We start from the raw sequence: 21,070 nt of genomic DNA, 5'->3' as shown, positions 1-21,070 counted from the left end.
GGGCAGGATGATGTCTCTGTCCTGCCCGACACCCGAAGCTCGAGACTCAGACGCCGAGGTAGTCGAGGATGCCCTCGCCCGCCTGGCGGCCTTCATAGACCGCGGTGACCACCAGGTCGGAGCCACGCACCATGTCGCCACCGGCGAAGATCTTTTCATGGCTGGTCTGGAAGGCGAAACTTGCCCGGGCCGGCGCCTTGACGCGCCCGCGCTCGTCGAGGTCGATGCCCACCGTGTCGAACCAGTCGGCGGGGCTGGGCTGGAAGCCGAAGGCGATGATCACGGCGTCGGCCGCGAACACTTCCTCCGAACCCGGCACCACCTCGGGCCGCTGACGGCCGTTGGCATCCGGCTCGCCGAGCCGCGTGCGCACCAGCTTGACGCCTTCGACCTTGTCTTCGCCGACGATGGCCACCGGCTGACGATTGAACAGGAACTCCACACCCTCTTCGCGGGCGTTGGCCACCTCGCGCTTGGAGCCCGGCATGTTCTCCTCGTCGCGGCGGTAGGCACAGGTCACGCTGGTCGCGCCCTGACGAATCGAGGTGCGGTTGCAGTCCATCGCCGTATCGCCGCCGCCCAGGACCACGACGCGCTTGCCCTCGAGCGAGACGTAGTCGTCGGGATTCGTCTCGAAGCCCAGGCAGTGATTGACGTTGGCGATCAGGAAATCCAGCGCCTTGTGCACACCGGGCAGGTCCTCCCCGGGAAAACCGCCTTCCATGTACTTGTAGGTGCCCATGCCCATGAAGACGGCATCGAACTCGTCGAGCAGCGCGTCATGGGTGACGTCGCGCCCGATCTCCACGCCCAGGCGGAACTCGACGCCCATCTCCTCGAACACCGCGCGGCGGCGCTTCATGACGTGCTTCTCGAGCTTGAATTCGGGAATCCCGAAGGTCAGCAATCCGCCGATCTCGGGGTGCTTGTCGAATACCACCGGCTTGACGCCGTTGCGCACCAGAATGTCGGCGCACCCCAGCCCTGCCGGGCCGGCACCGATCACCGCGACGCGCTTGTCGGTCCACTCGACCTTGGACATGTCCGGCCGCCACCCCATGGCGAAGGCCGTGTCGGTGATGTATTTCTCCACCGAACCGATGGTGACCGCACCGAAACCGTCGTTGAGCGTGCAGTCGCCCTCGCAGAGACGGTCCTGAGGGCACACCCGCCCGCAGACCTCGGGCAGCGAGTTGGTGCGGTGAGACATCTCCGCCGCTTCCAGGATGTTGCCCTCGCTGACCAGCTTGAGCCAGTTGGGAATGTAGTTGTGCACCGGGCACTTCCACTCGCAGTACGGATTGCCGCAGTGCAGGCAGCGATGCGCCTGGCTGGCCGCCTCGCTGGGCTTGTAGGGCTCGTAGATCTCGGCGAATTCGCGGGCGCGGGCACGCGCTTGCTTCTTCTCCGGGTCCTGACGGCCGACATCGATGAACTGGAAATCGTTATTCAGACGGTTTGCCATGATCGTCTCTCCTGGTACCTGGAAGTCCGGCTCATTCGGGCCGCCGACGGGATTCGGCCAGCAGGCCGTTGAGGCTCGCCGCCTTGGGCTTCACCAGCCAGAAATGGCGGATGAAACCGGAAAAGTCCTCGAGGATCGTCTGGCCCCGCACGGAGCCGGTTTCGGCGACGTATTCCTCGATCATCTCCCGCAGGTGGCGCCGATAGGCTTCCATGACCTCGGTATTGATACGATGAATCTCGACCAACTCGTGGTTGTACTTGTCGACGAAGGTGCGATCTTCGTCGAGCACGTACGCGAACCCGCCGGTCATGCCCGCTCCGAAGTTGATGCCGGTCTCGCCGAGCACCGCGACCAGGCCGCCGGTCATGTATTCGCAGCAGTGATCGCCGGCGCCTTCGATGACCGCGTGTACCCCGGAGTTGCGTACCGCGAAGCGCTCGCCCGCCGTGCCCGAGGCGAACAGCTTGCCGCCGGTCGCGCCGTACAGGCAGGTATTGCCGATGATCGCCGTCTTGTGGCTTTCGAAGCGGCTCTCGCGAGGCGGCACGATGACTACCTTGCCACCGTTCATGCCCTTGCCGACGTAATCGTTGGCATCGCCCTCGAGATAGAGCTGCAGCCCGCGTGCGTTCCACACGCCGAAACTCTGCCCGGCCACGCCGGTGAAGCGCGCGGTGATCGGCGCCTCCTCGAGTCCCGCCTCGCCGTAGCGCTTGGCGATCTCGCCGGATGCCCGGGCACCCACGCTGCGGTCGCAGTTGGTGATCCGGAAGCTGAACTCACCGCCCGACTTGGCCTCGATGGCCGGCAGCAAGGCCTCCAGCACCTCCTGGTTCTTGGCGCCGGGGTCGTGCGGCTCGTTGCGACCGACCTGGCAGAACTGCGGCGCCCCTTCGGGCACGTGGTCGTTCTGCAACAGCGGCATCAAGTCGAGCTTGCGCTGCGACGCCGTCTCGCCCTCGAGAATCTCGAGCAGGTCGGTGCGGCCGATCAGGTCGGTCAACTGGCGCACGCCCAGCAGCGCCATCAGCTCGCGCACTTCCTCGGCGATGAAGCGGAAGTAGTGCTTGACCATGTCCACGGTGCCGCGGAAATGCTCGTCGCGCAGATGCTGATGCTGGGTCGCGACGCCGGTGGCGCAGTTGTTGAGGTGGCAGATGCGCAGATACTTGCAGCCCAGCGCCACCATCGGCGCGGTGCCGAAGCCGAAGCTCTCGGCGCCGAGAATCGCCGCCTTGACCACATCGAGGCCGGTCTTGAGGCCGCCGTCGGTCTGCAGACGAATCTTGTCGCGCAGGCTGTTGATGCGCAGCGCCTGATGCACTTCGGGCAGCCCCAGCTCCCACGGGGAGCCGGCATGCTTGATCGAGGTCAGCGGGCTCGCCGCGGTACCGCCATCGTAGCCGGAGACGGTGATCAAGTCGGCGTAGGCCTTGGCCACGCCGGTAGCGATGGTGCCGATGCCGGGCTCGGAAACCAGCTTCACCGACACCTGGGCATCCGGATTGACCTGCTTGAGGTCGAAGATCAGCTGGGCCAGATCCTCGATGGAATAGATGTCGTGATGCGGCGGCGGCGAGATCAGCGTCACGCCCGGCACGGCGTAGCGCAACCGCGCGATCAGTTCGTTGACCTTGCCGCCGGGCAACTGGCCGCCTTCGCCGGGCTTGGCGCCCTGCGCGACCTTGATCTGCAGCACCTCGGCATTGACCAGGTAGGCCGGCGTCACGCCGAAACGCCCGGACGCGATCTGCTTGATCTTGGAGGAGCGAATGGTGCCGTAGCGGGCCGGGGCCTCGCCGCCCTCCCCGGAATTGGAACGCCCGCCGGTCTCGTTCATGGCCTGCGCCAGTGCCTCATGGGCCTCCGGCGACAACGCCCCCAGCGACATGCCGGCGCTGTCGAAGCGCGGCAGCAGGTTCTCGACCGGTTCCACCTCGTCGAGCGGCAGCGGCTCGGGAGCCGGCTTGAGCGCCAGCAGATCGCGAATGGTAGCCACCGACCGCTCGTTGACGGTCTTCGCGAACTGCTTCCACTTGGCGTAGTCGCCGCTCTGCACCGCACTTTGCAATTGCATGACCACGTCGGGGTTGTAGGCGTGGTATTCATGGTCGTGCACGTACTTCACCAGACCGCCCTGACGGATGCCCTTGCGGGGAATCCATGCCTCGCGGGCCAGCAATTCCTGCTGGAGCTGCAGCTCGGCGAAGCCGGTGCCCTCGATGCGCGAGGCCATGCCGGCAAAGCACATGTCCATGACCTCGGAGGACAGCCCCACGGCCTCGAACAACTGCGACCCGCGGTACGATGCCAGCGTCGAGATCCCCATCTTGGAGAGGATCTTGTAGAGCCCTTTCTGCAGACCCTTGCGGTAGTTCTCGCGGGCATCCGCCGGGTTGCCGGTCAACTCGCCGGTGTTATGCATGTCCGCCATGACCTGGTAGGCCAGGTACGGATAGACCGCCGTGGCCCCCACGCCGAACAGCACCGCCATCTGATGAGCGTCACGCGCGTAGCCGGTTTCCACCACCAGGTTGACCCGCGGCCGCAGCGCCTTGCGCCCCAGGTGATGATGAATCGCCCCCACCGCCAGCGCCGGATGGACCGGCAGCTTGCCGCGGGCCAGGTCGGCATCCGACAGTACCAGGATCACCTTGCCGTCGCGGGCGGCATCCTCGGCCCGCTGGCACAGGGCGAGCAAGGCCTGCTTGAGCGTATCCCGCTCGGGGTCGTAGCCCAGGCTCAGCGTGTGGCTGGCGAACGCCGGGTCGTCCTGGGTCACCAGCGCGGTGAACTTGCGAGGCGACAGCACCGGCGTGGTCAGAATCAGGCGATGCGCATGCTCGGGCGTCGCCTCGAAGACATTCAGCTCGGCACCGCAGCAGGTCTCCAGCGACATCACGATGGCTTCGCGCAGCGGATCGATCGCCGGATTGGTGACCTGGGCGAACTTCTGCCGGAAGTAATCGGTCAGCAAACGCCCGTGGCGCGAGAGTACCGCCATGGGCGTGTCGTCGCCCATCGAGCCCACCGCCTCCTGGCCGCCCTCGGCCAAGGGGCGCAACAGCTGATCGCGCTCCTCGAACGTCACCTGGAACATCTTCTGGTAGACGTTGAGTTCATCGCGCGCCATGGGCTGGAAGCGCGCCAGTTCGGTCAGCGCCGATTCGAGATAGTGCGCGTGCTCCTTGAGCCAGCGCCGGTAGGGATACGCCGAACGCAGGCGCTCGTCGACGTCGGGCGTGTGCAGCACCTCGCCGGTCTGGGTGTCCACGGCGAGGATCTGCCCCGGGCCCACGCGCCCCTTGGCGACGACATCCTCGGGCTTGTAGTCATAGACGCCGATCTCGGACGACAGGGTGATGTAGCCGTTCTCGGTGATCACCCAGCGTGCCGGGCGCAGCCCGTTGCGGTCGAGCATGCACACCGCGTGACGGCCATCGGTCATCACCAGGCCGGCGGGGCCGTCCCAGGGTTCCATGTGCATGGAGTTGTATTCATAGAAGGCGCGCAGATCGCCATCCATGGTTTCGACGTTCTGCCACGCCGGCGGCACCATCATGCGCACGGCGTTGTAAAGGTCCATGCCTCCGGTCAACAACACCTCGAGCATGTTGTCCATGCTGGAGGAGTCGGAGCCCGAGGTGTTGACGATCTCGTCGAGCTCGGTGATTTCCGGCAGCAACGGCGACAGGAAGTTTTCCTTGCGCGCATTGGCCCAGCCGCGGTTGGCCTCGATGGTGTTGATCTCGCCGTTGTGGGCCATGAACCGAAAGGGCTGCGCCAGGGGCCAGCGCGGCGCGGTATTGGTGGAGAAGCGCTGGTGAAACACGCAGATCGCCGTGTGCAGCCGCTCATCGCCCAGGTCACGGTAAAAGGTCGGCAGGTCCGCGGGCATCATCAGTCCCTTGTAGGACACCACCTCGCTGGACAGCGAACAAATATAGAAGTCGTCTTCGTCCTTGAGCGCCTGCTCGGCATACCGACGCGCCATGAACAGATCGACGTTGAACGCCTGGGTGTCGCGTGCGTCTTCCGCCTCGACGAAGACCTGCCGAATCCGGGGCAGGCATTCCAGCGCCATGGGCCCGCAGACCGACGCGTCGGTGGGCACGTCGCGCCAGCCGCTCACGCGCAGGTCACGCTCGCGCAACTGGGTCTCGAGCACCTCGCGGGCCCGCGCCTCGCGGGCATCGTCGTCAGGCAGGAACAGGCACCCCACCGCGAACCGCTCGCCAAGCTCGACCGCCAGTTCCTCGCGGGCCACGGCCCGCATGAAGTCGGTGGGCATCTTGAACAGCAGGCCGCAGCCGTCGCCGGTCTTGCCGTCGGCGGCGATACCGCCGCGGTGGGTCATGCAGGTCAGGGATTCGATCGCGGTCTTGAGCAGGTCATGACTCGCCTGCCCTTCCATGTGGGCGATCAGACCAAAGCCGCAGTTGTCACGGAACTCGCCAGGCTGGTGAAGGCCTCTCATCATGGGCGTGCCTCACAATTTTTTGAAACTTGTGTCCAGAAATATTCGTGTTATGCTTTCCGGTTGGCTTTTATTTTTGAGGGTCGAAAAGCACGTCAATCGATGGCGCATCGGACGTGAAAAAGGCCGACCAGCATAGCCCCTGGCCCCTGTTCAAGCAATTCCACTGCCTGCCGCAACGCCACAAATCTGCGCAAAATCGCGGAGTTAGCTATTCCTTCCTGCCAAAACCCCTGATATGTCAACGCGTTAGACGGCAGCACCTCGACACGTCGAAAAACATCGACTTTAGTCTAATTTGCTACGCCACCCCATGCCGATTACGCATGAGGCATGCCGATACGGAAATATTGTCGCGCGAAATTCGCCAGCGCACAAATCCGCATGCGGGGACCGTGACACAACCAAAAACGCCTGCCGGAGCGGCAGGCGTCGTGTCGGGACCGGGTGAGGCCGAGCGTCGTCAGCGGCGGGGGAAGTCCGCGAGCAGCGCATCGAGCATGTCGGGCGGCGTCGTGTCGTGGATGCAGGCCTCGCCGAGTCGCGACAGCAACACCAGACGCAAGCGTGCGTCGATGTTTTTCTTGTCCAGCCGCATGGTGGCAAGAAAGTCGTCACCGCTCATGGCGGCGGGGGCCGTCACCGGCAGACCGGCGTGGACGATGAGCGCTTCGACGCGCGCCACCTCGGCGTCGTCGAGCCAACCGAGACGCCGCGAGAGTTCGGCGGCCATCGCCATCCCCGCCCCCACGGCTTCGCCATGCAGCCAGTTGCCATAGCCCTGGTGTGCCTCGATGGCGTGCCCGAAGGTATGCCCGAGGTTGAGCAACGCCCGCTGCCCCTGCTCGGTTTCGTCGGCGGCGACGATCTCCGCCTTGATCGCGCAGCTGCGCAGAATCGCCTCGGTGAGCGCTTCGGCGTCGAGCGCCCGCAGCGCCGTCATGCGCGATTCCAGCCAGGCCAGGAACTCGATATCGTGGATCAGGCCGTACTTGATCACCTCGGCGAGCCCCGCGGACAGCTCGCGGGACGGCAGCGTGGTGAGCGTCTGGGTATCGATCACCACCGCGCGGGGCTGCCAGAAGGCACCGATCATGTTCTTGCCGCGCGGATGATTGACGCCGGTCTTGCCGCCCACCGAAGAATCCACCTGCGACAACAGCGTGGAGGGAACCTGCACGAAAGCCACGCCGCGCTGATAGCACGCCGCGGCGAAGCCTGCCATGTCGCCGATCACGCCGCCACCGAGCGCCACCAGGGTACAGCGACGGTTGAAGCCGGCGGCGAGCAGCGCATCCCAGATACGCTCCACGCTGGCCAGCGTCTTGGTGTGCTCGCCATCGGGCAGCACGATCTCGCGCACGTCGCGATCATCACCGCCCAGCGCTCGCTTGAGACGTTCGAGATAGCGCGGCGCCACCGTTTCGTTGGTGACGATCATCACCTGCCGGCCGGCAAGATATGGCACCAGCATGGCCGGGTCGTCGAGCAGACCAGGCCCCACATGGATGGGGTAGCGCCGCGCGTCGAGTTCGACGTGCAGGCATTGGGACGGCGAGGCGGTCGAAGCGGTCATGATCAAGCCTTGAGGTCGAGTGGATCGGACAAACGCTTGGTGCGGCGAATGATCTCGTTGACCACCGCCCGCGGACCGCGTCGATCGGTCCGCACCACCAGATCGGCGGTGGCCCGGTAAAGCGGATCGCGCTTGGCGAACAGGTCGCGCAACACCTGCTCGGGATTGCCCTGACGGAGCAGCGGCCGGTTGCGATCGCGCGCGGTGCGCCGAATCTGCTGCTCGACGGAGGTCGCCAGGTACACCACCGTGCCGCGCTCGCGCAGCGCCTGGCGATTGTCTTCACGCATCACCGCACCGCCCCCGGTGGCCAGCACGACGGCATCGAGGCTCGCCAGCTCGCGCAGCATGGCCGTTTCGCGATCGCGAAAACCGGCCTCGCCTTCGACATCGAAGATCCAGGCGATATTCGCCCCGCAGCGCGCTTCGATCTCGTGATCGCTATCGAAGAACTCGCGCTGGAGTTCGGCCGCCAGCAAACGGCCAATCGTGCTTTTCCCCGCGCCCATGGGGCCGACGAGGATGATCGTGGGCAACCCCTGCATCAGCGATTCGCCTGTCCGTCTCCGATGATCGTGGGTGTTATGAAGATCAGCAATTCTACCTTTTCGTTGGATTCCTGGGTATAGCGGAACAGCGAACCGATCAACGGCAAGTCCCCGAGGAACGGGGTCTTGTAGAGGTTGCGCAGCTGTTCGGACGTCAGGATGCCGCCCAGCACCACCGTGGCACCATCGTCCACGAGCACCTGGGTCTCGATGGAATTGGTATCGATCGCAGGTGCACCATCATAGCTGTTGTCGGCGACGGTATCGTTGTTGATCAACAGATCCATGACGATACTGCCGTCGGGCGTGATCTGCGGTGTGGCCTCCAGCGACAGCACGGCTTCCTTGAATTCCACGTTGGTGGCACCGGACGAGGTCGACTCCTGGTAGGGGATCTCCTGTCCCTGCTTGATGACCGCCGTCTTCTGGTTGGCGGTGATCACCTTGGGCTGAGAGATGGTCTGACTCTTGCCCTCGCTTTCCAGGGCGCGCAATTCCAGGTCGAGCAGGACATCGCCGGAAAGGTAACCGAAGCTGAAGGTGGAGCCGCTGCCGTCGCTGTCGCCCAGGTCCACGGACAAGCCGGCGGAGCCGCGGTTGGCGCCACTGGGGTTGCGATCCACCACGCTGCCCACGCCGTCGTCATCGAAGGTGACGCCCTGGCGCTGCGAGATGCCCCAGTTGACGCCCAGTTCCCGGGACGCCGTGTCGCGCGCGATGACGATGCGCGCCTCGATCTGCACCTGGCGCACCGGCACGTCGAGCCGCTCGAGCATGCCGCGGATGCTGGCCAGTTGCTCGCGGGTATCACGCACCAGCAGGGTATTGGTGCGCTCATCGACCGTGACGCGCCCGCGCTCGGAAAGCAGACCGAAGCCTTCGCTGCCGCGCAGCATCGCCGCCAGATCGGTGGCCTTGGCATAGCGCACCTGCACGTAGTCGGTGACCAGGGGAGCCAACTGCTCGGATTGAGCGCGGTTCTCCAGAGTCTGACGTTCCATCTGCGCCAGTTCATCGACGGGCGCCACCACGATCACGTCGCCGTTGCGGCGGCTGGCCAACCCGTGACTCTGCAGGATCAATGCCAATGCCTGATCCCAGGGCACCTGCTGGAGATTGAGTGTCACGCTGCCCTGTACGCTATCGCTGGCCACGATGTTGAGCCCGCTGAAATCGGACAGGACCGACAGCACCTCACGCACCTGGATATTCTGGAAATTGAGGCTGATCGGCTCGCCGGTATAGGTCGGCGAGGCGTCCCGGGCATCGCTGGTCTGCTCGTTGCGGGGTTGCACGTCGACGATCAGGCGATCACCGCGCTGCGTCACCAGATGCTGAAAGGGCTCGCGATTCTCCAGCGTCAGGGTCACGGCATCGTCCTGGCGATTCGGCACGATACGCGACACCGGTGTGGCGAAGTCGCTGACATCGAGAATGCGATCCAATGCGTCGGGCAAGCGCGTGCCGGGCAACGTCAGTGTCAGGGTATTGCCGTCGACCGAGGTTTCCGGAGACACCCCGGGCGCATCGAGGGTCACCACCAGCCGCCCGCCGCCGGCATCGCCTCGGCGAAAATCGAGATCGCGGATGGACGTCACGCCATCCGGGGTCGCCTCGCTGCCCAATCGCACCCTCAGGCGATCGCCCTGGCGCTGGACCGAATATGCCTGGGGCGACGTCAGTCCGAAGACCAGACGCGTGCGTTCGGCAGCGTCGACGACGCTGATGTCGCGCAGCCCGCCCTGCCCGACCTCGACCGTGCGTTGCTCGAGCCCACTGGCCGTATCCGGCAGGTCGACGATCACCTGCGCCGGCGCGTCGCCGCGGTAACTGTGCGCTTCGGGCGCCGGCCCGTCGAAACCGAGCATGGCATCGATGCCGCCATCCTCGCGCTGGGCGATGTCCAGCGACGTCAGCGTCGCCGCCTGTCCCTGGGCGCAGACGATCACCCCAACCAGCCAGAGCCAGCCGCTCAGCCAGCCTCGCAGCGTTCGCATCATCATGGATCTCCCTGCCTGTTCCCATCCGCTCTTGGCGTTATCCGACAACATGCCTGTACGTGGTGCTTGCCCGGCGCGTCTATTCGGCGGCTTGGGATGAATCGTTGAAATTGAGTGTGCGGTGCCGCTCACGCCATCCACCGCCAGCGTCCCGCACCCGCTCGATCAGCTCGACGCCGCTGTCGCCGATGGCCGTGATGCGCCCGAAGTCGGTGCCCAGATAATGCCCTCGAAACACCCGGTAGACGTGGCCGTCGGGAGCCCGGATCAGCGCAGAGGGCCGGCCGGCCACCGTCAGGGTGCCCACCAGCTCGAGCCGCTCCAGTGCAAACTGCTCCAGCGGCTCGCGCGGACGCTCGCGATCGGGACGCCCGGCCTGCCCCGTCGCCGACTCGGTCCCCGACGACTCGCGCGTGGCGCGGAACGGACTGCGCTGACCGGCCTGGGTGTAATGCGCCGTACGGTAGACCGGCGCGGGCGGCAGCGCATCGATATTGCCCTCGGGGCGTTCCCGCAAGGCATCGAGATGCGCCTCCAGAGAGGCCAGGTCGGCATCGCGACAGCCGCCGATCGCGACGACCCCGGCCAGGCCCGCCACCAGGGCCATCCCTCGCAGCCACGGCTTCGCCTGATCAATCATCGCCGCCCTCCGGGTTCCCGGCGCGTGCCTTGGGATCGGCATCCTCGCGGTAGCTGTAGGTGCGCGCCAGCAACGATAGACGCAGCGTGTCGCCCTCGTTCACCGGCGTCAGCGTGAAATCGTGAAGCGTGACGATACGCGGCAACGCCGCCACGCTGCCCAGAAATGCCGCGATCTCGTGGTAGCCGCCGCGCACCTCGATGTCGAAGGGTTGCTCGATATAGAACGTCTGCGGCACCGGCGCACGCAGCCGGATCGAATCGATGACGAGCTGGTGATCCTGCGCGGCATCGCTGATGTCGTCCAGCAGGGCGGGGATTTCCGCATCGCTGGGTAACATTTCCAGCAACGCCTGCATGCGCGCATCGAGCTCCGCCATCTGGGTCCGCATCTGATCGAGATTGGCGGCCTGGTAGGCTCGGGTCTCGTATTCCGCCAGCAACGTCCGTTCGCGTGCCTGCAGCGAATCCAGGGTGGCCTGGCGCGGCGCGGCCAGAAACCATTGAGCGACCCAGAAGACCGCCACGAACAGCACGATCAGACACAATCCTTGCAATAACGCAGGCCAGCTCCCGGCCTCCTTGAGGTCGAGATCGCGCCACTCGACCTCGCGCAGCTGTCGCCACTGGGTACGCAGGCTCATGGCGACTCCCCGTCGTCGTCGCGACGCGGCGTGCGCGTCTCGACACTCAGATTGAAACGCTTCAAGGACGGCACCCCATCCACTGCATGCACGTCGGCCAATTCAGGCGTGGCGAAGACCGGCGACGACGCCAGCTGGCGAAGCTGGTCGGAGACACGACGGTTGGCACGCGCCACACCGCTTAGGTCGAGTCGATCGCCCTTACGGGTCAGACGGTCGTAATGCACCCCCTCGACCAGCGTCGCCGCCAGCTGATCGAAGATCCGTACCGTTTGCGGTCGGCTGAACTGCAGTTCACGGATCAACTGGATCTGGTCGAGCATCCGGCCGCGCAGTTCGCGGTAATCCTTGACCGCCGCGATGTCCTGATCGAGCGCCTGGGTGCGGCGCTCGATCAGGGCCAGGCGACCACGCTCGGCATCGATGCCTGCCTGGTACCAGTACGACAGTCCCCACCCGCAGAGCAGTGCCGAGACGGCAACGATCGCCAGTGCCATGTAGAAGCGTCGAGTGCGCCGTTGACGATACGCCTCCCGCCACGGCAACAGGTTGATTTCGATGCTCATCGCCGCCCTCGCATGGCCAGTCCGCAGGCGGTGAGCATGGCCGGCGCGTCGCTGGCCAGGGCCTGCACATCGACGCGCGATGCCACACGCATGCGGCTGAACGGGTTGGCCATCACCACCTCCAGGCCGCTTTGCGCGGCAAGCCGCTCACGCAACCCCGGAATCACGCTCGAACCGCCAGCCAGCACCAGGCGCTGAATGTCGCGGGGTTTTCCCGAGGTATAATAAAGCTGCAGCGAACGCCCGACCTGCTGAATCAGCATGTCGATGTACGGCGTCAGCACCTCGAGCTCGTAATCCTCGGGCAGGCCGCCGCGCTTCTTGGCCAGCCCCGCTTCCTCGAGGCTCAGGCCGTAGCGCTTGCGAATCTCCTCGGTCAGGTGGCGCCCGCCCAGCACGTTGTCGCGGGTATAGGCGATGCGTCCATCGATGAGCACATGGAACGCATTCATGTTGGCGCCGATATCGACCAGGGCCACGCACTCATCGTCGGGCTGCGATGCCGCCTGCCCAAGCAGTAACTCACCGGCCGCCCGCTCCATGGCGAAGGTCTCCACATCCACCGCGGCGGGCTCGAGCCCCGCACGACGCAACACGTCGGCCAGGCGGTCGACGTCTTGAAGCCGGCACGCGACCAGCAGGATGTCCTGCTGATCGGGGTAGCGGGCGTTGAGACCCAGGCGCTGAAAATCGAAGGCCACCTCGTTGAGCGGAAACGGGATATGGCGCTCGGACTCGAGCTGGATCCGCGCCTCGATTTCATCGTCGGTCAAGCTTGCCGGGTAGGTCAGCGTCTTGGTGATGGCGGCGCTGGCCGGCACCGCCGCCACCGCACGACGGGAGTGCGGCCGCGCGTGTTCCACCGCTCGCGTGAGCGTATTGGCGACTTCATCGAGGTCGCGAATGCGCCGCTCCACGACCGCCCCCTCGTGCAACGGCCGCACGGCGTAACTGGCGATGCGATGCCCCGCCCCCGACGATTCGAGTTCGATCAACTTGACGGTCGCCGAGGTGATATCCACCCCTACCAACCCTTTCTGGGATTTTTTAAACCGCCACACTGTCATACCCCGCGAATATTGTCGGCGTGGCGGTCATCGACGCCGCCCTTCTCTGCCCCGCCGGCCAGGCGCATGGGCATGCCGCTTTTCGTTGGCATGCCACACTATCGTATGAGGCATGCCGTACTGCATAAGGTTACATTACGCATACTGCCGTGACAGTCGATCCGCATCAACGCTAGCCCGCGTGCGGCTGCGTTCTTATAATGCCGTTGGCAAAGGATTGCACCATTCATTGCGGCCAGACCGCCACCCGACACGACGGAAAACGCCTTTTCATGAAGCTTTTCAAACGTTTGTTAACGTCCATCCTATGGCTGATCGTCTCCCTGGGACTGGGCTGCGTGCTGGCCACCGTGGGCGCCGGTATCTATTTCGCGCCGGGACTGCCCGATGTCCGGCAACTTCAGGGATTCGAGCTGCAGACGCCGCTGCGCGTCTACACCCAGGACGACAAGCTGATTGGCGAGTTCGGCGAACAACGCCGCACGCCGGTCAGCTACGACGACATCCCCCAGTCCTTCATCGATGCCCTGCTGGCCGCCGAGGACGCCCATTTCTTCGAGCATCCCGGCATCGACCCCAAAGGACTGGCGCGAGCGGCCCTCGAGCTTGCCACGAGCGGCAACATTCAGTCGGGTGGCAGTACCATCACCATGCAGGTGGCGCGCAACTATCTGCTCACGCTGGACCAGACATTCACGCGCAAGATTCGCGAGATTCTGCTGTCCCTGCAAATGGAACAGGTGCTCGACAAGCAGAACATCCTCGAGCTCTACGTCAACAAGATCTACCTGGGCAATGGCGCCTACGGTATCGGTGCCGCCGCGGAAAGCTACTACGACAAGCCACTCGCCGAGCTCGACCTGCCGCAGCTGGCCATGATGGCGGGCCTGCCCAAGGCCCCGTCGGCGCTCAACCCCCTGAACAATCCCGAGCGGTCGCTGATTCGCCGCAACTGGGTGCTGCTGCGCATGCGCGAGCTGGGCTTCATCGATCCGATCCAGTACCAGGCGGCCGTCAAGGCGCCCATCACCGCGCACCGCGCGCAGTCCCAGTTCGAGGTCAACGCCCCGTACATCGCCGAAATGGCACGCCAGTACGCGGTGGAACGCTTCGGCGATGACGCCTATACCGACAATTTCCAGATCAAGACGACCATCGACAGTCGCCTGCAGACCTTCGCGCGTAGCGCCCTCGTGAACGGCCTGATCGAGTACGATACCCGCCATGGCTGGCGCGGCCCGGAGGAAACCGACATTCCCTCGAGCCTGGTGGAAGCCCAGGAAAACACGGATGCCCAGGGACTCGAGGAAGAGCTGTCCGAATCCCCCGAGGTCATGAAAACCGCCCGCCAGGCCGCCAAGAGCAGCGAGCAGTCGATCGAGGGCGTCGACGGCGACGTCAGCAACTGGGTCAAGGTCCTCGACCGGACGCCCCGTCATGGCCCTCTCGAACCGGGCATCGTCGTCGAAGCCGGCGACCGCCAGCTGCAGGTGCTTACCCGCGACGATGGCGTGGTGACGATCGGCTGGGACGGCCTCGACTGGGCACGCGAGTACCACAGTGCCGAGTGGCGCGGCGAGGTACCCGCCAACGCCGCCGCCATCGCCGAGCGTGGCGACCTGATCCGGGTGATGCGCACCGATGACGGCGACTGGCGCCTTTCCCAGGTGCCCGGCGCCCAGGGCGCGATCGTGATCATCGATCCGCAGACCGGTGCCATTCGCGGCCTGCAGGGCGGCTTCAGCTTCTCGGCCAGCAAGTTCAACCGCGCCATCCAGGCACAGCGCCAGGCAGGCTCGATCTTCAAGCCGTTCATCTATCTGGCCGCGCTGCAGAACGGCATGTCCGCCGCCACGATCATCAACGATGCGCCGGTGGTCATGTCCGACGTGGGCGGCGACTGGCGCCCCGAGAACGCCGAGGGCGAATTCCGCGGCCCCACCCGGTTGCGCGTCGGGCTCTATCAATCGCGCAACCTGGTGACCATCCGGGTCCTGCAGTCGCTGGGGCTGGACAATACCCTGAGCTTCCTGGAGAACTTCGGCTTCGCCAAGGGGCGGCTTCCCCACGGCCTGTCACTGGCCCTGGGCAGCGCCTCGCTGACGCCGCTGGAAATGGCCAATGCCTACGCGGTGCTCGCCAATGGCGGCTTCCAGGTGGCCCCGTGGTACATCCAGTCGGTCACACGGGGCAGCGACAACGAGGTCATCGAACAGGCCAACCCCGTGGTCGCGTGCCGGGAGTGCGCCCCCGACCAGCAGACCACCGTGATCGACGGCGAGACTCGACGCATCGCCAAGCGCGTGGCCGACCCCGAGACGATGTACATCATTCGCGACATGATGCGCGACGTCATCGAGAAGGGTACCGGCCGGGGTGCGCTGGAGCTCAACCGGCCCGACATCGTCGGCAAGACCGGCACGACCAACGACCAGCGCGACGCCTGGTTCTCGGGCTTCAACGACGACCTGGTCGCCACGGTATGGGTCGGCAAGGACGACAACACCACGACCGGCGAGTACGGCTCGCAGGCCGCCCTGCCGATCTGGAAGGCGTTCATGCGCCAGGCACTGGACGGGCAGCCCGAAAGCATGCCCTCGCGCCCCGACGACGTCGTCGCCGTGCGCATCGACCCGGAAACCGGCTTGCGCCTGCACAACGATCAACCGGGCGGCATGCAGGAAATCTTCCGCAAGGACAATCTGCCCGACTACAAGCCGCGCTCGATCCAGCCCGAGCTTGAGGATCGCAGCGGTTCACAGGGCACCGGCACCTACGATGCCATCTTCTGAAGACCGCAACCCGGGGTGGCCGTCACGGCCACCCCATGAGCACGCCAGCTCCCCCATCACCGACCGAGAACCGCCTGTTGAAAGGGAGTCCACCATGCTCGTATCGCACCACTTGCGATGGCTCTTGTGCGCGTTGCTGGGCATCGCCGCACTGCCCGTGCATGCCGATCTGTTCTATGCGCCTCCCGCCCCGCAGGAAGACGCGCCCAAGATGAGCGGCGAAGCCGAGCTCGGCTACACGCATCTCTCCGGCAACAGCAATAGCCGCACGCTGCTCGCCAAGGGCCGCCTCACCTGGCTGACGGGACGCCACACGCATACGCTGCGCGGCGAGACGCGCAGCGTGCAGGAAAACGACGAAACCAGCACCGAGCAGTACCTCGTGGCCGGGCGTGAACGCTACGACCTGCAAGGCCCTCATTACCTGTTCGGCTTTGGACGCTGGGAAAAGGATCGCTTCAGCGGTTACGACTATCAGTTCACCACGATCGGCGGTTACGGTCGCCAATGGCTCGACGGCCCGGACCACACCCTGTCGACGGAATTCGGCCCGGGCTACCGTCACGACGCCTACGTGGACGGCAAGGAGGAAGACCTCGGCCTGGCCTATGCCGCGCTGGATTATCGCTGGGACCTGTCGGAGGGCGCCTACTTCGAGCAGGCAATCTCCACCGAGGCCGCCACGCGCAACACCACGACACGCTCGATCACGTCGCTCACCGCCCAGCTCAACTCGCATCTGGCACTCAAGATGTCCTTTGAACTCAAGAACAACACCGATCCGCCGGACGACGCCGAGTCCAACACCGATCGCACGACGTCGATGTCACTGCTTTACAGCTGGTGACCTCGCCACTGCCACAACGACGCACGGGCCGCTCCTTGGAGCGGCCCGTGCGTTCCTGGCGCCTTGCATCTTGCGAGCGCGGGCGCCTGGCAAGGCGGTTTACGGCGTGCCGTAGACGTCCTTGATGCTGGTCAGCGGGTAGTGCGCCGGATAGGGCTTGCGGGCCACGCCGGTGTCCACCGCCGCTTGCGCCACCGCCGAGGAGACACGATCGAGCAACCGCGAGTCCAGCGGTGTGGGAATGATATAGCCCCGCCCGAACTCGAGCGACTCGATGCCATAGCCATCCAGCACCTCGCGGGTCACCGGCTCGCGAGCCAGATCCTTCAAGGCATGCACGGCCGCCACTTTCATCTCCTCGTTGATGCGCGTGGCGCGCACATCCAGGGCCCCGCGGAAGATGAACGGGAAGCCCAGCACGTTGTTGACCTGATTGGGATAGTCGGAACGACCGGTGGCCATGATCACGTCATCACGCGTTTCGTTGGCGACGTCCGGGTGGATTTCCGGGTCCGGATTGGAGCAGGCGAAGACCACCGGGTTCGCGGCCATGCGCTGGAGCTGCTCGGGCTTGAGCAGGTTGGGCCCGGAGAGCCCCACGAAGACATCGGCCCCTTCGATGGCGTCATCCAGCGTGCGGCGCGACGTCTCGGTGGCGAACATCGCCTTGTACTGATTGAGGTCATCGCGCTCGCTGTGCACGACGCCCTTGCGGTCGAGCATGAAGATATTCTCGGCACGCGCACCGCACGAGACCAGCAGCTTCATGCAGGCGATGGCCGCCGCCCCTGCCCCCAGGCACACGATCCTGGCGTCTTCCAGGCGCTTGCCGGCGATATCCAGCGCATTGAGCAGCCCCGCGGCCGTGACGATGGCCGTGCCGTGCTGATCGTCGTGAAACACCGGAATGTTGCACTGCTCGATCAACGCCTGCTCGATCTCGAAGCACTCCGGCGCCTTGATGTCCTCGAGGTTGATGCCGCCCCAGGTATCGGCGATGCGCGCCACGGTGTCGATGAAGGCCTGCGGGCTTTCGGCATCGACTTCGATGTCCACGGAATTGATGCCGGCAAAGCGCTTGAACAGGACGCCCTTGCCTTCCATGACCGGCTTGCTGGCCAGCGGCCCCAGATTGCCCAGCCCCAGGATCGCGCTGCCATCGGACACCACGGCGACCAGATTGCCCTTGCCGGTATACAGGTACGCGTTCTCGACGTCCTTGGCGATCTCGCGGCAGGGTTCGGCCACGCCGGGGCTATACGCCAGCGCCAGGTGCTTCGATGTCTCGGTCGGCTTGGTCAACTCGACGGATAACTTGCCGGGAATCGGCTTGGCATGATAATCCAGCGCCGCTTGTCTTTTTTCGTCACTCATGAGCTTTTGTCCAGTCATCTGCATGGAGGCGTGACCGCCAGAATATAGAAAAACGTTCCACCGAACAACTTATGCCAAGTTCGCGACATTAAAGACTTTTAAGCGATCGTTTGAAGCATTTACCAGCCATTTGTTGAATCTTATGCATGGCATTCCAGGCATAAAACAAAGCTTATCGAAGCCTGGACACGGGCTTTCAAAAATAAAAAAACCCGCCGTGAGAGGCGGGTCTTTCGGCAGGCATCCGGCGATGCCCGCATGGCGTGACGCAGCGCTTAGTTGCGCTTGATCGCCGCACCGAAACGCTTGTTGAAGCGCTCGACACGACCACCGGTGGTCGCCTGCTTCTGCTTGCCGGTATAGAACGGGTGGCACTGCGAGCAGACATCCACGTAGAAGTCTTCACGCGCCGTGGAGCCAAACTCGAAGGTCGCGCCGCAAGAGCAGGTCGCCGTGACCTTCTTGTATTCGGGATGAATAGCTTGTTTCATTTTGATGCCTCACGCTATGGTGCGCCGCCACCTGGTCGATGCCAGGCACCGCACACGGGTTGGATATGATGCAACCGATTGATTCGGCATGCGACCCCGGTGCGATATGCCGTGGCCCGCTGCCGAGGGCCGCACATTATAGCAGCGCCGCGATACCGATGGAAAGATGCCCCATGGCGCCCCATCGATGAGGCACGCCGCCTATTGCCCTGTCCGGAGGATTCTTGACGAGCACCGTTCCTGCGCCACGCTTTCTCAGGGTCGCCTTGCCCACGCCGCTGCGCCGGCTCTTCGACTACCGCCCCTGTCGCGAGGCGCCCGCCTGCGGCTGGCGCCCGGGCTTGCGCGTCAAGGTGCCCTTCGGACGGCGACAGCTCGTCGGCGTGGTGGTCGAGTGCACCGAGCACAGCGACCTCCCGGCGCAGCAGCTCAAGCAGGTGCACGCCTGCCTCGACGAGGCACCGTTGCCCGCCGACTGGTGGTGGCTCTGCCAGTTCACGGCGCGTTACTATCAGCACCCGCTGGGCGACACCATCGCCCAGGCATTGCCCGTGGCCCTGCGCCAGGGCCGGCCTCTGCAGGCACGCCAGCAGGAACGCTGGATCGCCCGGCAAGGCGACGATGCCGCCCCGGGACGCGCGCCTCGCCAGGCCGAATTGCTGGCCATGCTGCGCCAGCATCCCCGGGGGCTGATGACGCCCGCCATCACGGCCCAGGGGTACACGCGCGCCCAGCTCGAAGGCCTGCTCGCCAAGCGGCTCGTCGACCGCCGGGAGGAACCCGTCGCCGCCCCCGCCGAGACATCGAGCACACGGCTGGCCGAGCCCTCGCTGCCTTTGACCCGCGAACAAGCCGGCGTGCTGGCCGAGCTCCATGAAGGGCTCGACCGCTACCACCCCTGTCTGTTGCATGGTGTCACCGGCAGCGGCAAGACCGAAGTCTACCTGCAGCTCATCGAGGCGGTTCTCGCGCGGGGCCGTCAGGCGCTGGTGCTGGTGCCGGAGATCGGCCTGACGCCCCAGACCCTGTCGCGCTTCCGGCAACGCTTTCAGGTACCCGTCGTCGCCCTGCACTCGGGACTGACCGACCTCGAACGCCTGGATGCCTGGGACGCCGCGCGCACGGGCCGGGCCCCGATCGTCATCGGCACGCGCTCGGCGGTTTTCACGCCCTTGGCCATGCCCGGCGTGATCGTCATCGACGAAGAACACGACGGCTCCTTCAAGCAGCAGGAAGGGCTGCGCTATCACGCCCGCGATCTGGCCATCGCTCGCGCCCACCGCGATGGCATTCCCATCGTGCTGGGCAGCGCCACCCCCTCGCTGGAGACCCTCGCCCAGGCACGCGGTGGCCGCTACCGGCATCTGCGCCTGACGCAGCGCGCCAACCGTCACGCCCCTGCACGGCTGGAGATGGTCGACCTGCGCGGCCGTCCGCGCCAGGGCGGCCTGATTCCGCCCGCCATCGAAGGGATTCGGCAGGCATTGAACGCGGGCGGGCAGGTGCTGGTATTCATCAATCGCCGCGGATTCGCTCCCACCCTGGCCTGCCATGCCTGCGGGTGGCTGGCCGAGTGCCCGCATTGCGACGCCCGCATGACGCTGCACCGCCAGCCTCAGGAACTGGTCTGTCACCATTGCGACTTCCATCGAGCCTTGCCGGACGCCTGCCCGACCTGCGAAAGCGGCGATCTGCGGCCGCTGGGCAGCGGCACCGAACGTACCGAGGAGACGCTCGCCGCGCTGTTCCCCGACACGCCGGTGCATCGCATCGACCGCGACAGCACGCGTCGCAAGCAAGCCTTCGAGGAGATTCTGCGCGAAATCCGCCGCGGCGAGCCCTGTCTGCTGGTTGGCACGCAAATGCTTGCCAAGGGCCACCATCTGCCTCACGTCACCCTGGTCGTGGTGGTCAACGCCGATGCCGGCCTTTACGCCAGCGATTTCCGCGCCCTCGAGCAGAGTGCCCAGCTGCTGGTACAGGTCGCCGGGCGCGCCGGGCGCGCCGAACACCCCGGACGTGTGCTCATCCAGACCCTGCACCCCGACGACCCCAACCTGCGCCTGCTCGCCGACAGTGGCTACGAAGCGCTTGCCGGGCAACTGCTGGAAGAGCGTCGCCTGGCCGGCCTGCCCCCCTTCCGCCACCTCGCCCTGGCACGCTTCGAGGCGGCACGCGAGACGCACGTCGCCGAGGTCGCCGGCAACGCCGCCGAAGCGCTGCGTGAATGGCTGGCCGCCCAGGGATCGACCGTCACCTGCCTGGGCCCGGTACCCGCCCCCATGGAACGCCGCCAGAATCGCTATCACATGCAGGTGATGCTCTCCGACACGCGACGCAGCAGCCTTCACCGCGCCTGCGCCTGGCTCGTGCAGTGGCTGGAGAACCATCCCGATGGCCGGCGTGTGCGCGCCTCGCTGGACATAGACCCGCAAACCTTGAGTTGAGCCACTCCGGACGGCGCCTCTCCCTCCACCGGCGAGTATGGCGCGCCTGGGTTTAAAGGCGGCGGCCAATCGCCGATAATGGCCGGCCCAACGCTCTTAGCGCAGCCTGGCGCTCGCCGGCCTGTCGCGCGCCA

At 65.4% G+C, this 21,070-nt stretch carries 14 protein-coding genes; 3 read left to right on the top strand and 11 right to left on the bottom strand.

Annotated features, from left to right (window positions below; all coding sequences use genetic code 11):
- Positions 1-46: 46 nt before the first annotated feature.
- The 9 genes from ABGX75_RS04535 to pilM all read right to left on the bottom strand — a co-directional run bounded on the left by ABGX75_RS04535 (position 47) and on the right by pilM (position 12,985).
- Positions 47-1,465 carry an FAD-dependent oxidoreductase gene (locus ABGX75_RS04535; RefSeq protein ID WP_347410610.1) on the bottom strand — a complete coding sequence of 473 codons (1,419 nt, stop codon included), beginning with the start codon at positions 1,463-1,465 and terminating at the stop codon, positions 47-49.
- A 31-nt stretch (positions 1,466-1,496) separates the two neighbouring features.
- Positions 1,497-5,948 (bottom strand): glutamate synthase large subunit, encoded by a 4,452-nt coding sequence (gene gltB / locus ABGX75_RS04530; RefSeq protein ID WP_347410609.1) that lies wholly within the window; start codon positions 5,946-5,948, stop codon positions 1,497-1,499.
- Between the two features lie 460 nt (positions 5,949-6,408).
- Positions 6,409-7,521, bottom strand: coding sequence for a 3-dehydroquinate synthase (gene aroB, locus ABGX75_RS04525; RefSeq protein ID WP_347410608.1), 1,113 nt, complete (start codon positions 7,519-7,521; stop codon positions 6,409-6,411).
- A 2-nt stretch (positions 7,522-7,523) separates the two neighbouring features.
- Positions 7,524-8,066, bottom strand: coding sequence for a shikimate kinase AroK (aroK, locus tag ABGX75_RS04520; protein ID WP_011505921.1), 543 nt, complete (start codon positions 8,064-8,066; stop codon positions 7,524-7,526).
- Positions 8,066-10,069: a type IV pilus secretin PilQ family protein gene (locus ABGX75_RS04515; RefSeq protein WP_035414525.1), complete on the bottom strand. Its 2,004-nt coding sequence runs from the start codon at positions 10,067-10,069 to the stop codon at positions 8,066-8,068. Before ABGX75_RS04515 ends, aroK begins: the two co-directional genes overlap by 1 nt.
- A 79-nt stretch (positions 10,070-10,148) precedes the next feature.
- Entirely contained in the window at positions 10,149-10,709 is a 561-nt protein-coding gene (locus ABGX75_RS04510) for a pilus assembly protein PilP (RefSeq protein ID WP_011505919.1), read from the bottom strand.
- Positions 10,702-11,352, bottom strand: coding sequence for a type 4a pilus biogenesis protein PilO (locus ABGX75_RS04505; protein WP_035414524.1), 651 nt, complete (start codon positions 11,350-11,352; stop codon positions 10,702-10,704). The genes ABGX75_RS04510 and ABGX75_RS04505 overlap by 8 nt, the downstream gene beginning before the upstream one ends.
- On the bottom strand, positions 11,349-11,918 hold the full coding sequence (locus ABGX75_RS04500) for a PilN domain-containing protein (protein WP_011505917.1): 570 nt from the start codon (positions 11,916-11,918) through the stop codon (positions 11,349-11,351). Before ABGX75_RS04500 ends, ABGX75_RS04505 begins: the two co-directional genes overlap by 4 nt.
- Positions 11,915-12,985 (bottom strand): type IV pilus assembly protein PilM, encoded by a 1,071-nt coding sequence (gene pilM / locus ABGX75_RS04495; protein WP_011505916.1) that lies wholly within the window; start codon positions 12,983-12,985, stop codon positions 11,915-11,917. The genes ABGX75_RS04500 and pilM overlap by 4 nt, the downstream gene beginning before the upstream one ends.
- Before the next feature lie 272 nt (positions 12,986-13,257).
- Between pilM and ABGX75_RS04490 the strand changes: the two genes are divergently transcribed.
- Both ABGX75_RS04490 and ABGX75_RS04485 read left to right on the top strand, forming a co-directional pair.
- Positions 13,258-15,777 carry a penicillin-binding protein 1A gene (locus ABGX75_RS04490; RefSeq protein WP_224113865.1) on the top strand — a complete coding sequence of 840 codons (2,520 nt, stop codon included), beginning with the start codon at positions 13,258-13,260 and terminating at the stop codon, positions 15,775-15,777.
- Positions 15,778-15,871: 94 nt separating this feature from the next.
- Complete coding sequence (locus ABGX75_RS04485; protein ID WP_110061514.1) at positions 15,872-16,624, top strand: DUF481 domain-containing protein; 753 nt, start codon at positions 15,872-15,874, stop codon at positions 16,622-16,624.
- Positions 16,625-16,723: 99 nt separating this feature from the next.
- Here the strand turns inward: ABGX75_RS04485 and ABGX75_RS04480 are convergent, their stop codons facing one another.
- Both ABGX75_RS04480 and rpmE read right to left on the bottom strand, forming a co-directional pair.
- The gene (locus ABGX75_RS04480; RefSeq protein ID WP_035414521.1) at positions 16,724-17,998 is read right to left on the bottom strand and encodes a malic enzyme-like NAD(P)-binding protein; all 1,275 of its coding nucleotides are present in this window, start codon (positions 17,996-17,998) and stop codon (positions 16,724-16,726) included.
- A 275-nt stretch (positions 17,999-18,273) separates the two neighbouring features.
- Entirely contained in the window at positions 18,274-18,489 is a 216-nt protein-coding gene (gene rpmE, locus ABGX75_RS04475; RefSeq protein WP_011505912.1) for a 50S ribosomal protein L31, read from the bottom strand.
- Positions 18,490-18,713: 224 nt separating this feature from the next.
- On the opposite strand from rpmE, the gene ABGX75_RS04470 reads away from it, so the two are divergent.
- Positions 18,714-20,936, top strand: a complete 2,223-nt coding sequence (locus ABGX75_RS04470; protein ID WP_110061515.1) for a primosomal protein N' — start codon at positions 18,714-18,716, stop codon at positions 20,934-20,936.
- Positions 20,937-21,070: the final 134 nt, after the last annotated feature.

The organism is Chromohalobacter sp. (assembly GCF_039830575.1).
GTDB lineage: Bacteria > Pseudomonadota > Gammaproteobacteria > Pseudomonadales > Halomonadaceae > Chromohalobacter > Chromohalobacter israelensis.
Note: the sequence above shows the minus strand (reverse complement) of the source record. Positions and strands in the feature narration are given on the sequence as shown.

Bases quoted from the DNA above. Each gene is read 5' to 3' on its own strand.
- ABGX75_RS04535 (WP_347410610.1), bottom strand. From the start codon at position 1,465: ATGGCAAACCGTCTGAATAACGATTTCCAGTTCATCGATGTCGGCCGT.
- gltB (WP_347410609.1), bottom strand. From the start codon at position 5,948: ATGATGAGAGGCCTTCACCAGCCTGGCGAGTTCCGTGACAACTGCGGC.
- aroB (WP_347410608.1), bottom strand. From the start codon at position 7,521: ATGACCGCTTCGACCGCCTCGCCGTCCCAATGCCTGCACGTCGAACTC.
- aroK (WP_011505921.1), bottom strand. From the start codon at position 8,066: ATGCAGGGGTTGCCCACGATCATCCTCGTCGGCCCCATGGGCGCGGGG.
- ABGX75_RS04515 (WP_035414525.1), bottom strand. From the start codon at position 10,069: ATGATGCGAACGCTGCGAGGCTGGCTGAGCGGCTGGCTCTGGCTGGTT.
- ABGX75_RS04510 (WP_011505919.1), bottom strand. From the start codon at position 10,709: ATGATTGATCAGGCGAAGCCGTGGCTGCGAGGGATGGCCCTGGTGGCG.
- ABGX75_RS04505 (WP_035414524.1), bottom strand. From the start codon at position 11,352: ATGAGCCTGCGTACCCAGTGGCGACAGCTGCGCGAGGTCGAGTGGCGC.
- ABGX75_RS04500 (WP_011505917.1), bottom strand. From the start codon at position 11,918: ATGAGCATCGAAATCAACCTGTTGCCGTGGCGGGAGGCGTATCGTCAA.
- pilM (WP_011505916.1), bottom strand. From the start codon at position 12,985: ATGACAGTGTGGCGGTTTAAAAAATCCCAGAAAGGGTTGGTAGGGGTG.
- ABGX75_RS04490 (WP_224113865.1), top strand. From the start codon at position 13,258: ATGAAGCTTTTCAAACGTTTGTTAACGTCCATCCTATGGCTGATCGTC.
- ABGX75_RS04485 (WP_110061514.1), top strand. From the start codon at position 15,872: ATGCTCGTATCGCACCACTTGCGATGGCTCTTGTGCGCGTTGCTGGGC.
- ABGX75_RS04480 (WP_035414521.1), bottom strand. From the start codon at position 17,998: ATGAGTGACGAAAAAAGACAAGCGGCGCTGGATTATCATGCCAAGCCG.
- rpmE (WP_011505912.1), bottom strand. From the start codon at position 18,489: ATGAAACAAGCTATTCATCCCGAATACAAGAAGGTCACGGCGACCTGC.